This is a genomic window from Sphingomonas sabuli, assembly GCF_014352855.1.
GTDB lineage: Bacteria > Pseudomonadota > Alphaproteobacteria > Sphingomonadales > Sphingomonadaceae > Sphingomicrobium > Sphingomicrobium sabuli.
This window is the reverse complement of sequence record NZ_CP060697.1, coordinates 2486325-2500456: the sequence shown is the minus strand read 5'-3', so window position 1 is coordinate 2500456 and position 14132 is coordinate 2486325. Positions and strand designations below refer to the sequence as shown.

The following is a 14132-nucleotide window of genomic DNA, read 5'->3' as shown; positions in this document are numbered from 1 at the left end:
GCCCACATGGGCAGCATGACCGCAGCGCCGACCACTTTGCCTTCGCGCCTCCTCGCCGCCGGAACCTGGCTTGCGCCCGTTCTGGCTTGGCTGGCGATTGCTGTCGGGACCGGCCCGGCGATCACCGGCGTTGTGCTGGTCGCGGTCGTGCTGGCCGCCGTCCACCACGCGGAGACGGTGGCGCATCGCATCGGCGAGCCGTTCGGCACGCTGGTCTTGGCCGTCGCCGTGACGGTCATCGAGGTCGGGCTGATCCTTTCGCTGATGCTGGCCAATCCGGAAACGACCAGTTCGCTGGCTCGCGACACGGTGTTCGCCGCGGCGATGATTATCCTCAACTTCCTGCTTGGCCTGTGCCTGCTGGTCGGCGGCTTTCGCCTGGGCGAGCAGCGCTTCACCCGCACCGGGGTAACCGCGGCGCTGAGCACGCTGGCGACCTTGATCGTGCTGACGCTGATCCTGCCCAACTTCACCTCGACGGTGCCGGGGCCGGTCTATTCGCCGCTTCAGCTGGGCTTCGTCGCGGTCTGTTCGCTGGTGCTCTACCTGACCTTTGTTTTCGTCCAGACCATCCGCCACCGCGCCTATTTCCTGCCGTCGGCGGAAATGCGCGAGCTGCACCGAGACGAGGCGCCCCGGCCCAGCGTCCGGCAGGCGTGGCAGTCCTTCGCCTTGCTGTGCGTCAGCCTGGTGGCGGTCGTGCTGATGGCGAAGTCGCTGTCCAATCCGCTGGAGGACGCGGTGGCCGCCGCCGGCCTGCCGCTGGCGATGGTCGGCGTGGCCATCGCCGGCATTGTCCTGCTGCCTGAAAGCGTCGCCGCGGTCCGCGCCGCGCGCGCCGGGCAGTTGCAGACCAGCCTCAACCTCGCGCTTGGTTCGGCGCTGGCGACCATCGGCCTGACCATTCCTGCCGTGACCGTCGCCAGCTTCATCCTCGACCTGCCGCTTGCGCTTGGCCTGCGGCCGTCGTCAATGGCGCTGCTCGCACTGACCCTCTTCATCGCCTCGCTGTCGATCGCCCGCGGCCGCACAACCGTCCTGCACGGCGCCGTCCATTTGGTCATCTTCGGCGCGTTCATCCTGACCAACATCGCGCCTTGACGGTTGCGCCGCGCCGCGGCCCCTTCCAATGACCCCGCAATGGCCCTTCCCCGCGCCCGAATAGTCACCCTCAACGCCGCGCTGGGCCCGCTCGATTACCGCGTGCCCGACGGCATGGCGGTCGAGCCGGGCAGTGTCGTCGTCGCGCCGCTCGGCCCGCGCCAGATGCTCGGCGTCGCGTGGGAGGCGGAGCGGCTGCCGAGCGAGGAAGTTGGCGACAACCGGCTGCGGCCGCTGGCCGGCCTGCTCGACGTACCGCCGATCGCCGCGCCGCTGCGGCGATTGTGCGAATGGACCGCCGATTATTATCTCGCGCCGCTGGCGTCCGTATTGCGCATGGTGCTGCCGTCCAGCGCGGCGCTCGACGGGCCGCGGCAACTGACCGAATATCGGCCGACCGGCGCCGTCCCGCCGCGCCTGACCCCGCAACGCGAGCGGGCTTTGGAGCGGCTGGCCGGCCGGCAAGGCACGATCCGCGAACTGGCCGACATCGCCGAGGTGAGCGACGCGGTGCTGCGCGGACTCGTCAACGCCGGCGCGCTGGAAGCCGTGCAGGTGGATGCGGACCGCCCGCTGCCGGTCCCTGATCCGGACTTCGCGCCGCCGGCACTGAACAGTGACCAGGTCGACGCCGCGGCATCGCTGGCGGGCGGCATCGCCGATGGTTTCGATCCGGTCTTGCTCGACGGGGTGACCGGATCGGGCAAGACGGAAGTCTATTTCGAAGCCATTGCCGCGGCCCTTCGTGCCGGGCGGCAAGCGCTGGTTTTGCTCCCCGAAATCGCATTGACCGAGCCTTTCCTGAAGCGGTTCGAGGCGCGCTTCGGCTGCCCGCCGGTGGCGTGGCATTCCGGGCTTCGCTCATCGGAACGGCGGCGCGCCTGGCGCGGCATCGCCAGCGGCGAGGCGCAGGTCGTGGTCGGCGCCCGTTCGGCGCTGTTCCTGCCCTACCCCGCGCTGGGCCTGATCGTCGTCGACGAAGCGCATGAACCCAGTTTCAAGCAGGAAGACGGGGTCCAGTATCACGCCCGCGACACCGCGGTGATGCGCGCGATGTTCGAGGACATTCCGGTGATCCTGTCGTCCGCCACGCCCGCCATCGAAAGCAAGCAGATGGTCGAGCTTGGCCGCTATCGCGAGGTCGTGCTGCCCAGTCGTTTTGCCGGGGCCGAACTGCCCGAAATCCGCGCCGTCGACATGACCCAGGACATGCCGCCGCGCGGGCGCTGGCTGGCGCCGTCGCTGGTCGCGGAGATCGAGGCCAATCTGGCGGCGGGCGAGCAATCGCTGCTGTTCCTCAACCGCCGCGGCTTCGCGCCGCTGACCCTGTGCCGGCATTGCGGCCACCGGTTTCAATGTCCCAACTGCACCGCCTGGATGGTCGAGCACCGGTTGATGCACCGGCTCGCCTGCCACCATTGCGGCCATGTCATGCCGCCGCCCAAGGCGTGTCCCGAATGCGGCGAGGAGGACAGCCTGGTCGCCTGCGGTCCCGGGGTGGAGCGGATCGCCGACGAGGTCGCCGAGCTGTTTCCCGACGCGCGCACCGCCATCGTCACCAGCGATACCATCTGGTCGCCCGCCCGCGCCGCCCAGTTCGTCGAAGAGATGGAGGCAGGCGCGATCGACATCGTCGTCGGCACGCAACTGGTGACCAAGGGCTATCATTTTCCCAACCTGACGCTGGTCGGCGTGGTCGACGCCGACCTTGGGCTGCAGGGCGGCGACCTGCGCGCGGCGGAGCGCAGTTTCCAGCAGATCAGCCAGGTCGCCGGCCGCGCCGGCCGCGGCGACAAGCCCGGCCGCGTGCTGGTGCAAAGCCACGATCCGGAAGCGCCGGTCATAGCGGCCCTGGTGCGCGGCGACGTGGCCGGTTTCTACAGCGCCGAGACCGAGGCCCGGCGCGATGCCGCGATGCCGCCGTTCGGCCGGCTGGCCGCGATCGTCGTGTCGTCGGAAGACCAGGGCGAGGCCGAAGGCACCGCCCGTCGCATCGGCAATGCCGCGCCCAAGGTCGAGGACATGGCGGTGTTCGGCCCGGCCCCGGCGCCGCTGGCGATGCTGCGCGGCCGCCATCGCCAGCGCATCCTGGTCCATGCCGCCCGCGCGCTCGACGTGCAGGACGTTATCCGCGACTGGCTGGGGGGCGTCGAATGGGGTCCGAAGGTGCGGGTCAGCGTCGACGTCGACCCCTACAGCTTTCTCTAGACGCCAGCTCGTTCAGTCGGTTAGCCTCGTCCTGCTCGGGGAATGGGGGTTTGTCGTGAAACTGCGTATTTGTCTCGCCGCCGCCTTGCTGGCGGCAACCTGTTCGCCCGCCGCCGCCAGATGGCATGAAGCGCGGAGCAAGCATTTCACCGTCTATGCCGACGAGGATGCGGACGAGCTGCGCGACTATGCGGCCAAGCTGGAGCGGTTCGACGCGGCTGTCCGCGAAGCTCGCGGCGTGCCGGATGTCGCGCCCGGCGCCGCCACCCGCGTCACCTTGTACCTTGTCGACGATATAGACGACATCAAGAAGATCTATGCCGGGCGGGTGTGGGAAGACAGCGGCGTCGCCGGCTTTTACATTCCAAAAGCCAGCGGCTCGGTCGCGTTCATCCCGCGCGAAGGCGAAACCGACCAGGGCAAATGGTCGCTCAGCGCGGAAAGCATCTTCTTCCACGAATACACGCATCACCTGCAACTGCAGAACAATGACCGTCCGTTGCCCACATGGCTGACGGAAGGATTCGCCGAATTTTTCGCCAACCCGAAATTCAACAAGGATGGCAGCGTCGTCATCGGCGCGCCGCCGGTCTATCGCGCCGGCGACATCTACCGCCCGGGCAAGCTGCCGCTGCGCGAGATGCTGAGCGGCGATTACCGCTCAATCACTTCGACCGAATGGGTGTCCATTTACGGCTACGGCTGGCTGCTCACCCACCTGCTCAGCTTCGACCTCAGCCGTCGCGGCCAGCTGTCCGCTTATATCGACAAGATCGAAGCCGGCGTTCCGGCGGGCAAGGCGGCGGAACAGGCGTTCGGCGATCTCAAGGCGCTCGACCGGGAATTGTGGAATTACTTCCGCAAGGACGTCTTCACCGTCACCACCATCCCGGCGGCCAAGCTCACGGTCCCGCCTGTCACCGTGCGACCGCTCGGCGCCGGTGAAGCGCAGCTGATGGACGTGCGCATGGCGCTGGCCCGCGGCAAGCCGCGGTTCGCCCGGGAAATGGCGCGCAAGGCGTCGCGGCTGGCCACGATCAACCCGGACGAAGTGGCCGTGCAGCTGATCGACGCGCAGATTCAACTGGAGGCCGACGACCCGCAAGCCGCGATCGCCGCCGCGGACCGCGCGCTCGCGCTCAATCCCCGAAACGACCAGGCAATGCTCGCCAAGGCCCGGGCAATGATGGTCGTCGGGAAGAAATCGCCGCGCACCACCGACTGGAACGCGATCCGGGCGATCGTCGGCAACGCCAACCGGATCGACCCGGAAAATGCCGAACCGCTGGTGCTGTTTTATCAAACCTTCATCAACGAGGGGAAAGCGCCGACCCGCAATGCGCTGGACGGCCTGGAATACGCCGTCGCCCTGGCGCCCAGCGACACCAAGCTGCGCATGGAGGCGGCCGGCCGCTTCATCGAAACGAAAAACTTCGACGTCGCCGGCAAGCTATTGTCCAGCCTCGCGCTGAGTCCGCACCAGAGCAAGTGGTACGACAAAGTCCGGGCGCTCTACGATGCGGTCATTCGCAAGGACGCCGCCGACGCCAAGGCCAAATGGGATGTGGCCAACAAGGGCTTCGAGGACGAATGAGCGGATGGCGTGAGGCGGAGCCTTGCAGAACGGCCACACAGCATCGGCTGTAGACGCGCCGGCCGCCGCTGGTTTAGCGTGCGCAGGCTCGGGCAAAAGGGGCCCCCGTGAACGTGCGTTTCATCCTGGCCGTGCTGGCAAGCGCGGCTGCATCGGTGCCGGCCGCGGCCGCGCAATGGTATCAAGCCAGCACGCCGCATTTCCTGATCTATTCCGATCAGCGTCCGCGCGACCTCGAATCCTTCGCCGCGCGGCTCGAGAAATTCGACGGCGCCGTCCGGGCGGTGCGCGACATGCCCGATCCGCCGGTCGGCAATTCGGGCAAGGTCACGATCTTCTTCCTCGACGACGCTGACGACGTCGCGCGGCTGGCCGCCGATAAATCGTCGACCACCGTCGGCTTCTACATTCCGCGCGCGTCCGGATCGGTCGCGTTCGTCCCGAAGCGAACAGCCGGCCGCGACGACATGGCCGACGTCGTCTTCTTCCATGAATATGCGCATCATCTGATGCTGCAGAACAGCGACGCGCCGTTCCCGCCCTGGTTCGTCGAAGGTTTCGCGGAATTTTTCAGCACCGCGGAAATTACCAAGGACGGTTCGGTCCAGCTTGGCCGGCCGGCCAATCATCGCGTGGTCGGGTTGTTCAACCTGCAGAAGCCTCCGATCGAAGAATTGCTTGGCGCGACGTTCAAGCAGCGGACGGTCGAGGATGAAGAGCGCTTCTACAGTCGCGGTTGGGCGCTGACTCATTTTCTGGCTTTCGATCCGGCCCGCAAGGGTCAGGTGACCAAATATGTTCATGGCATCATGAACGGGCAGGAACCGCTGGCCGCGGCGCGGGCCGCGTTCGGGGACCTCGCGCAGCTTGACCGCGAACTTGACCGCTACCTCAGGCGCAACCGCTTCGATTATGTGACAGTTTCCGGCGCCCCGGTGGCGGTCGACCAACCCGTCATGCGCCCGCTCACGCCTGGCCAGGCGGCAATGATGCCGGCGATGATCCGGTCGGCGCGCGGAGTCGATTCAAAGACGGCGCAGCAGGTCCTGATCATGGCGCGCAAGGCCGGTTCGGGCTTTGCCAGCGACCCGGCCGTTCAGGTCGCGCTGGCCGAGGCCGAGATCGACGCCGGCAATTACGCCGAGGCAGCCGCGGCCGCTGAGCGCGCCATCGCCGCCGATCCGAATTCCTATTTGGGCTACATGTACCGGGCGCGTGCTGAAATGGAGCGCGATGTCGCCGGCAAGCCGCGCGACTGGACCGGCATTCGCAACGCGCTGCTCAAGGCCAATAAGATCGATCCGGAAGCCGCGGAGCCGCTCCGGCTGTTCTACGAAAGCTTCCCGCGCGCGGGCCAGGCGCCGACCAGGAATGCGATCGACGGGATGCTATACGCCCAGGTGCTTGCGCCCCAGGATCCCGGCTTGCGGCTGTCGGCGGTCTTCCTGCTGATCCAGGAAGAGAAACTGGCCGAAGCGCGCAAGCTGCTCGGGCCGATCGCCTACAGCCCGCATGGCGGATCGATGCGCGACAAGGCGCGGCTGGCAATGACGGCGCTGGCCGCGAACAACGGCAAGGCGGCGCTCGACGCGCTCGACTGACCCTCAGCCGTCGAAGGGCAGTTCGGGTGTGATGCCTTCGGCGGCGAGCAAGAGCTTCTTGTTGTCGAGCCCGCCGCCATAGCCGCCGAGCGTGCCGTCGGAGCGGATGACGCGATGGCAGGGCACCAACACCGATACCGGGTTCGACCCGTTGGCGGTGCCGACGGCGCGGACCGCGCCGGGCTTGCCCACCGCCGCGGCGATATCGGCGTAGCTGCGCGTCTGGCCCAGCGGAATCTTGCGCAATTCCTTCCACACCGCTTCCTGAAAGGCGGTGCCGCGGACGTCGACCGGCACTTCCGGCGCCTCTGACGGCGTTCGGATCGCGGTCAGCACCGCGTCCACCCAGGCCCGCATCGTCCCGTCGTCGGGGCGGATGTCGGCGTTGGGGAATCGGCGGTGGAGCGCGTTCACATCCTCCTTGAAGGTCAGGCGGCAGATGCCCTTGGGCGTGGCCGCGACCAGCAGCGGGCCGAGCGGGCTGTCGGTGACGACGTAACGGATTGTCTCGCCGCGCCCGCCGTCGCGCCATGCCGATGGAGTCATGCCAAGCCTTTCCTTCGCGTCGTCGTAAAAGCCGCTGGGCGCCGCATAGCCCGCGTCGTAGATCGCGCCCGTGATGCTGTCGCTGCGGTCGAGCTGCCGTTCGGTCCGCTGCGCCCGGACCGCGCGGGCGTAATCGGCCGGGGACAGGCCCATCTGGCGCTTGAATACGCGCTGGAAGTGGTGCGGCGCATAATCGACCGCCCGGCCCAGCTGCTCCAGCGTCGGTGGCACGTCCGCCGCCTCGATCAGCGCGATGGCCCGGGCCACCGCGGCCGTGTCGCGGCCGACCTCGTCCGGCCGGCAGCGCAGGCAGGCCCGATAGCCGGCGGCTCGAGCCTCATCCGGCGTCGCGAAAAACTCGACATGTTCGCGCCTGGGCCGCCGCGCGGGGCAGCTTGGCTTGCAGTAAATGCCGGTGGTGGACACAGCCCCGATGACCCGCCCGTCGAAGGCGCGGTCGCGACGCTCGAACGCCGCCCACGCCGCGTCCGGGCCGACCGTCTCCGCCGAGTTAAATTTTGACATCAGCATGGACCTGTCATCGCAGGGCTTGGTACGCCGCGCTTCCGATGGCTTGCGTTCAAAGCAGATTCCTTCGCGCCGCGCTATCGCTGCTCAGCCTCGCGCTGATCGCCGCGGCGCCGCCCGCCCGGCAGTGCGCGCCGCTGCGGGTGATGGCCTTCAACATCCGGCTCGACCTGGAATCCGACGGCATCAACCGGTGGAGCGAACGCCGCGACCAGGTGGTCGGACACATCGCCCTCGCCCGGCCCGACATCCTTGGCCTGCAGGAGGTGGTGCCGGGGCAGAAAGCCGATCTTGAACGCGCCTTCCCGGACCATGCCTTCATCGGCCAGCCGCGCGACGACGGTGTATCCAAGGGCGAATATTCGGCGCTGATGGTCGACCGCCGTACCTTCGACGTCGGCGACAGCGGGACCTTCTGGCTTTCGCCCACGCCCGCTGCGCCGTCGCGCGGCTGGGACGCGGCCTATTCGCGCGTCGCGACCTGGGCGCACCTCGTCCGGCGCGCGGGCGGGCACCGCATCCTCGCCATCAACACCCATCTCGACAATGAAGGCGCGAACGCGCGGCGCGAGGGCGCCCGGATGATCGCCCAATTCGCGGCGAAGCACCGGCTGCCCGGCGAGCGCATCGTCGTCACCGGCGATTTCAACGCCGAGCCCGGGTCGCCGCCGGTGCAGTTGCTGGCCGGACCACCGCTGATGCTGCGGGATTCGTACGCCGCCGCGGCGCGGCGGGTGGGGCCGGACGAAACCTTCACGGGCTTCGACCGCAAGCCCGGGGACGCACGGCGGATCGACTATGTCCTGGCCGACCCCGCACTGGCGGTCGACAGTCACGCGGTGCTGGCTTGGACCGGCCAACAGGGCCGCGCCGCGTCCGACCATTTCGCGGTCGTTGCCGACCTTGGCGACTGCCGGTGAAGGCGGGCTGGACGATCCACGACGGCGGCCTCGACGATGAGGACGTGCAGGCGTTGCTTGCCTTTCATTTCGAACAGATGCGCGGATCGTCCCCGCCCGAGGCCTGCCACGTCCTGCCCGCCGCGGGCTTGCGCGATCCCGCCGTCAGCTTCTGGTCGTTGCGCGAGGACAGCCGCTTGCTCGCCGTCGGCGCGCTCAAGCAACTCGATCCGCGGCATGGTGAAGTGAAGTCGATGCGCACCGCGCCGGAATCGCTCGGCATGGGCGCCGGCCGGGCGATGCTCGACCATATTATCGAAGAGGCGCGCGGGCGCGGCTACACGCGGCTGAGCCTCGAAACCGGCTCGACCGAGCCGTTCGCGGCGGCCTTGCGCTTGTACGAGCGCAACGGCTTCGTCCGTTGCGGCCCGTTCGGCGGATATAAGGACACGGATTTCACCCGCTTTTTCGCCCGCCAAATCTGACAGCGCCGCCACCCGCCGCCTTGCATCGTCCGGAACCCCCTGCTACGGGCGCGCCAACCCATGGGGGTGGGCGGTAAAAACCGCACGAGCCGCCCCGTCTGCATGGGGCAATATTCCTACTCGGAGCTTTTCGCGCGTGGAGACATCCGGCGGCATTCAGGCCAGCTTAGCAGGGCGCTACGCGTCCGCGCTGTTCGATCTTGCGCGCGATCAGAAGCAGATCGACGCCGTCAGCCGCAGCCTCGATGCGCTGAACCAGGCGCTGGCCGATTCGCGCGAGTTCTCGCAGCTGGTCGCGTCGCCGCTGGTCGACCGCGACGACGCCGGCAAGGCGTTTGGCGGTATCGCCGGCCAGCTTGGGCTCGACCCCATCACCGGCAATTTCCTGCAGGTGCTCGCGCGCAACGGCCGAAAGGGCCAGCTGGCACAGGTCGTTCGCCTGTTCCGCCGCCTGGCCGCCGACCATCGCGGCGAGACCACCGCGGAAGTCGTTTCGGCGCACCCGCTGAGCGACGACCAGATCACGGCGCTGAAGGCCCAGCTGAAAGCCCGCGCCGGCCGCGACGTCACCATCGACGCGCGCACCGACCCCGAGATTCTCGGCGGGCTCGTCGTCAAGATGGGCAGCCAGATGATCGACAGCTCCCTGAAAACCAAACTCAACGCACTCGCCCAGGCGATGAAAGGCTAAGGCAAGAGACATGGATATCCGCGCCGCTGAAATTTCCCGCGTCATCCGCGACCAGATCGCGAATTTCGCTGCCGAGGAAGAGGTCGCCGAAGTCGGCACCGTGCTTTCCGTCGGTGACGGTATCGCGCGCATCTACGGCCTCGACAACGTCCAGGCCGGCGAGATGGTCGAGTTCGAAAGCGGCGTGAAGGGCATGGCACTCAACCTCGAAGCCGACAACGTCGGCGTCGTGGTCTTCGGCTCGGACCAGGAAATCCGCGAAGGGTCCAGCGCCAAGCGCACCGGCACCATCGTCGACGTGCCGATCGGCAAGGGCTTGCTCGGCCGCGTCGTCGACGCGCTCGGCAACCCGATCGATGGCAAGGGTCCGATCGAATATACCGAACGCCGCCGCGTCGAAGTGAAGGCGCCGGGCATCATCCCGCGCAAGTCGGTGCACGAGCCGGTGCAGACCGGCCTCAAGGCGCTCGACGCGCTGGTGCCGATCGGCCGTGGTCAGCGCGAGCTGATCATCGGCGACCGCCAGACCGGCAAGACCGCCGTCGCCATGGACGCCTTCATCAACCAGAAGGACGCCAATTCGGGCGACGACGAAAGCAAGAAGCTGTACTGCATCTACGTCGCCGTCGGGCAGAAGCGCTCGACCGTTGCGCAGATCGTCCGCCAGCTCGAGGAAAACGGCGCGATGGAATATACCATCGTCGTCGCCGCGACCGCGTCCGAGCCGGCCCCGTTGCAGTTCCTAGCGCCCTACGCCGGCTGCGCCATGGGCGAATATTTCCGCGACAACGGCATGCACGCCGTGATCGTTTACGACGACTTGTCCAAGCAGGCCGTCGCCTATCGCCAGATGTCGCTGCTGCTGCGCCGCCCGCCGGGCCGCGAAGCCTATCCGGGCGACGTCTTCTATCTGCACAGCCGCCTGCTCGAGCGCGCTGCAAAGATGAACGAGGACAATGGCGCCGGGTCGCTGACCGCCCTGCCGATCATCGAAACGCAGGCGGGCGACGTGTCGGCCTACATCCCGACCAACGTGATCTCGATCACCGACGGCCAGATCTTCCTTGAAACCGACCTGTTCTACCAGGGCATCCGCCCGGCGATTAACGTCGGCCTGTCGGTCAGCCGCGTCGGTTCGGCCGCGCAGACCAAAGCGATGAAAAAGGTCGCCGGCTCGATCAAGCTGGAACTCGCGCAATACCGCGAGATGGCCGCCTTCGCGCAGTTCGGTTCGGACCTCGACGCCTCGACCCAGAAGCTGCTCGCCCGCGGCGCGCGCCTGACCGAGCTGCTCAAGCAGCCGCAGTTCAGCCCGATGCCGCTCGAAGAGCAGGTCGCGTCCATCTACGCCGGCACCAAGGGTTTCATCGACGATTTCGAGACGAACTCGGTGACCCGCTACGAAGCCGCAATGCTGAGCTTCCTGCGGTCCGAGCATGGCGATGTCCTGAAGACGATCCGCGACACCAAGGCGCTCGACGACGACACCGCGGCGAAGCTCAACGACGCGCTGACCACGTTCGGGAAGCAGTTCGCATAAAATGGCGAGCCTGAAGGCCCTCAAGCTTCGCATCGGCTCGGTGAAGTCGACGCAGAAGATTACCAAGGCGCTCAACATGGTTGCGGCGGCAAAGCTTCGCCGTGCCCAGCAGAACGCCACCGCGGCCCGCCCCTATTCGGAGCGGATCCGCGAGGTCGTCGAATCGCTTGCCAGCCGGATCGAAGTCGGGCCCGAAAGCCCCAAGCTGCTGGCCGGCACGGGCAAGGACGACACCCACCTGATCGTCGTCGTCACCAGCGACCGCGGCCTGGCCGGCGCGTTCAATTCGAACATCGTCCGCGCCGCTCGCCGCAAGGCGGACGAACTGGTCAAGGCCGGCAAGACCGTCCATTTCTACATCGTCGGCCGCAAGGGCCGTCCGGTGTTGCAGCGGGTTTATCCCAAGGCGATCACCGGTCAGCACGACACGACCGAGATGAAGAACCCGACCTATGCGGTGGCGCAGGCCGTGGCCGACGACATCGTCGACCGGTTCGAAAGCGGCCGCTTCGACGTCGCCCACATCGCTTATGCGAACTTCCGGTCGACCATGGTCCAGGAACCGGTGGTCGAGCAGATCATCCCGGTTCGCCCGACCAGGGACGGCGGCGACAGCAAGACCGCGTCGGCCAATGCGATGGTCGAATATGAACCGGACGAGGAGGAAATCCTCAAGGCGCTTCTGCCCAAGAACATCGCCGTGCAGGTCTATCGCGCGCTGCTCGAGAACCAGGCCGGTTTCTACGGGTCGCAGATGACCGCGATGGACAACGCCACCCGCAACGCCGGCGACATGATCAACCGGCTCACCATTCAGTACAACCGCACGCGCCAGGCGGCGATCACGACCGAGCTGGTCGAGATCATCTCCGGCGCCGAAGCGCTTTAAGATTCGAAAAGAGGACGACTGACCTATGGCCACCGCCGCCCCCAGCAAGCCCCGCACCAAGAAGGCAACGCCCGCCGGCGATACGCCCAAGGCGACCGTCCAGACGCATAACCTGACCGGCAAGATCGCCCAGGTCATCGGCGCCGTCGTCGACGTCAGCTTCGAAGGCGAGCTCCCGCCGATCCTCGGCGCGCTCGAAACCGACAATAACGGCAACCGCCTGGTCCTCGAGGTCGCGCAGCACCTTGGCGAGAACATCGTCCGCACCATCGCGATGGACGCGACCGAGGGCCTGACCCGCGGCCAGGACGTGCGCGCCACCGGTTCGCAGATCGAAGTGCCGGTCGGCCCCAAGACGCTCGGCCGGATCATGAACGTCATCGGTGAGCCGATCGACGAACGCGGCCCGATCGGCAGCGACCTGTCCTCCCCGATCCATGCCGAGGCCCCGGCCTTCGTCGACCAGTCGACCGAAGCCGCCATCCTCGTCACCGGCATCAAGGTCATCGACCTCCTCGCCCCCTACGCCAAGGGCGGCAAGATCGGCCTGTTCGGCGGCGCCGGCGTCGGCAAGACCGTGCTGATCCAGGAACTGATCAACAACATCGCAAAGGGCCACGGCGGCGTCAGCGTGTTCGCTGGCGTCGGCGAGCGTACCCGCGAGGGCAACGACCTCTATCACGAATTCCTCGACGCCGGGGTCATCGCCAAGGACGCCGACGGCAATCCGACGCCGGAAGGCTCCAAGGTCGCGCTGGTGTTCGGCCAGATGAACGAGCCGCCGGGCGCCCGCGCGCGCGTCGCGCTGTCGGGCCTGACGCAGGCGGAATATTTCCGCGACGTCGAAGGCCAGGACGTGCTGTTCTTCGTCGACAACATCTTCCGCTTCACCCAGGCGGGTTCGGAAGTGTCGGCGCTGCTCGGCCGTATTCCTTCGGCCGTGGGTTACCAGCCGACCCTGTCGACCGACATGGGCGCGCTGCAGGAACGCATCACCTCGACCAACAAGGGCTCGATCACCTCGGTGCAGGCCATTTACGTGCCGGCCGACGACTTGACCGACCCCGCGCCGGCGACCTCGTTCGCCCATCTCGACGCGACGACCACGCTGTCCCGCGCGATTTCGGAACTGGGCATCTACCCGGCCGTCGATCCGCTCGACAGCGTCAGCCGCGTGCTGACCCCGTCGGTCGTCGGCCAGGAGCATTACGAGACCGCCCGCGCCGTCCAGGAGACGCTGCAGAAGTACAAGTCGCTGCAGGACATCATCGCCATCCTCGGCATGGACGAATTGAGCGAGGAAGATCGCCTGGTCGTCAGCCGCGCGCGCAAGATCCAGCGCTTCCTGTCGCAGCCGTTCCACGTCGCCGAAGTGTTCACCGGCATCCCGGGCAAGTTCGTCCAGGTCGAAGACACGGTCGCTTCGTTCAAGGCGGTCGTGAACGGCGAATACGATCACCTTCCGGAATCCGCTTTCTACATGGTCGGCGGCATCGAGGAAGCGGTCGCCAAGGCCGAGAAGATGGCGTCGGAGGCCTAGGCAATTGACGGAAAATCTCCGGCTTGAGGATTGCGTCAACGACGTCTGTCCGTGGTCGGGGAAGCCCGTCAGCGCCGACAGCCTGGCCCGCTATCGCGGCCAGGTGGTCGGCTTCTGCAACACCGGTTGCCGCGACAAGTTCGCGGCCGCCACCCGCGCCTTCGACGGCGCGATCGAGGGATCTGACTGATGGCCGACCTGCATTTCGAACTCGTCACGCCTGACAAGCAGGTGATGAGCGAGGACGTCTACATGGTCGTCGTCGCGGGCACCGAGGGTCAGGAAGGCATCATGGCCGGCCACGCGCCCTACATGACCGTGCTCAAGGACAATGAGGAAGTCGCCGTCTATCGCACCGCCGGCGGCCAGCCGGAGCGCATTGCGGTCAGCGGCGGCTTTGCGGAAATGGGCGCCAACGGGCTGACCATCCTCGCCGAAAAGGCCGGAGAGTAACCACGCCCGGACGGCGGTTCGGTCCGCTTTCCAAACTCGGTTAGCTTTTCGGAAAGC

13 protein-coding genes are annotated in these 14132 nt (G+C 67.2%); 12 read left to right on the top strand and 1 reads right to left on the bottom strand.

Features of this window, described 5'->3' with window-relative positions; translation table 11 throughout:
* Positions 1–15 precede the first annotated feature (15 nt).
* From H8M03_RS12510 to H8M03_RS12495, 4 genes are all read left to right on the top strand, one after another.
* On the top strand, positions 16–1101 hold the full coding sequence (locus H8M03_RS12510; protein ID WP_187479741.1) for a calcium:cation antiporter: 1086 nt from the start codon (positions 16–18) through the stop codon (positions 1099–1101).
* 39 nt (positions 1102–1140) lie between these two features.
* Positions 1141–3309, top strand: a complete 2169-nt coding sequence (locus H8M03_RS12505; protein ID WP_187479740.1) for a primosomal protein N' — start codon at positions 1141–1143, stop codon at positions 3307–3309.
* Positions 3310–3364: 55 nt separating this feature from the next.
* The gene (locus H8M03_RS12500; RefSeq protein WP_187479739.1) at positions 3365–4903 is read left to right on the top strand and encodes a hypothetical protein; all 1539 of its coding nucleotides are present in this window, start codon (positions 3365–3367) and stop codon (positions 4901–4903) included.
* 107 nt (positions 4904–5010) lie between these two features.
* The gene (locus H8M03_RS12495) at positions 5011–6504 is read left to right on the top strand and encodes a hypothetical protein (RefSeq protein ID WP_187479738.1); all 1494 of its coding nucleotides are present in this window, start codon (positions 5011–5013) and stop codon (positions 6502–6504) included.
* 3 nt (positions 6505–6507) lie between these two features.
* Here the strand turns inward: H8M03_RS12495 and H8M03_RS12490 are convergent, their stop codons facing one another.
* Positions 6508–7575, bottom strand: coding sequence for a bifunctional transcriptional activator/DNA repair enzyme AdaA (locus tag H8M03_RS12490; RefSeq protein ID WP_222931881.1), 1068 nt, complete (start codon positions 7573–7575; stop codon positions 6508–6510).
* Positions 7576–7619: 44 nt separating this feature from the next.
* On the opposite strand from H8M03_RS12490, the gene H8M03_RS12485 reads away from it, so the two are divergent.
* The 8 genes from H8M03_RS12485 to H8M03_RS12450 all read left to right on the top strand — a co-directional run bounded on the left by H8M03_RS12485 (position 7620) and on the right by H8M03_RS12450 (position 14075).
* The gene (locus H8M03_RS12485) at positions 7620–8498 is read left to right on the top strand and encodes an endonuclease/exonuclease/phosphatase family protein (protein WP_187479736.1); all 879 of its coding nucleotides are present in this window, start codon (positions 7620–7622) and stop codon (positions 8496–8498) included.
* Positions 8495–8962: a GNAT family N-acetyltransferase gene (locus H8M03_RS12480; RefSeq protein WP_246448925.1), complete on the top strand. Its 468-nt coding sequence runs from the start codon at positions 8495–8497 to the stop codon at positions 8960–8962. Before H8M03_RS12485 ends, H8M03_RS12480 begins: the two co-directional genes overlap by 4 nt.
* A gap of 136 nt (positions 8963–9098) precedes the next feature.
* Complete coding sequence (locus tag H8M03_RS12475; RefSeq protein ID WP_187479735.1) at positions 9099–9653, top strand: F0F1 ATP synthase subunit delta; 555 nt, start codon at positions 9099–9101, stop codon at positions 9651–9653.
* Between the two features lie 10 nt (positions 9654–9663).
* The gene (gene atpA / locus H8M03_RS12470) at positions 9664–11193 is read left to right on the top strand and encodes a F0F1 ATP synthase subunit alpha (RefSeq protein WP_187479734.1); all 1530 of its coding nucleotides are present in this window, start codon (positions 9664–9666) and stop codon (positions 11191–11193) included.
* Position 11194: 1 nt separating this feature from the next.
* Positions 11195–12082 carry a F0F1 ATP synthase subunit gamma gene (locus H8M03_RS12465; RefSeq protein ID WP_187479733.1) on the top strand — a complete coding sequence of 296 codons (888 nt, stop codon included), beginning with the start codon at positions 11195–11197 and terminating at the stop codon, positions 12080–12082.
* Between the two features lie 25 nt (positions 12083–12107).
* On the top strand, positions 12108–13622 hold the full coding sequence (gene atpD / locus H8M03_RS12460) for a F0F1 ATP synthase subunit beta (protein WP_246448922.1): 1515 nt from the start codon (positions 12108–12110) through the stop codon (positions 13620–13622).
* A gap of 4 nt (positions 13623–13626) precedes the next feature.
* Entirely contained in the window at positions 13627–13812 is a 186-nt protein-coding gene (locus H8M03_RS12455) for a glutathione S-transferase (protein ID WP_187479732.1), read from the top strand.
* Positions 13812–14075, top strand: coding sequence for an ATP synthase F1 subunit epsilon (locus tag H8M03_RS12450; protein ID WP_187479731.1), 264 nt, complete (start codon positions 13812–13814; stop codon positions 14073–14075). Before H8M03_RS12455 ends, H8M03_RS12450 begins: the two co-directional genes overlap by 1 nt.
* Positions 14076–14132 lie beyond the last annotated feature (57 nt).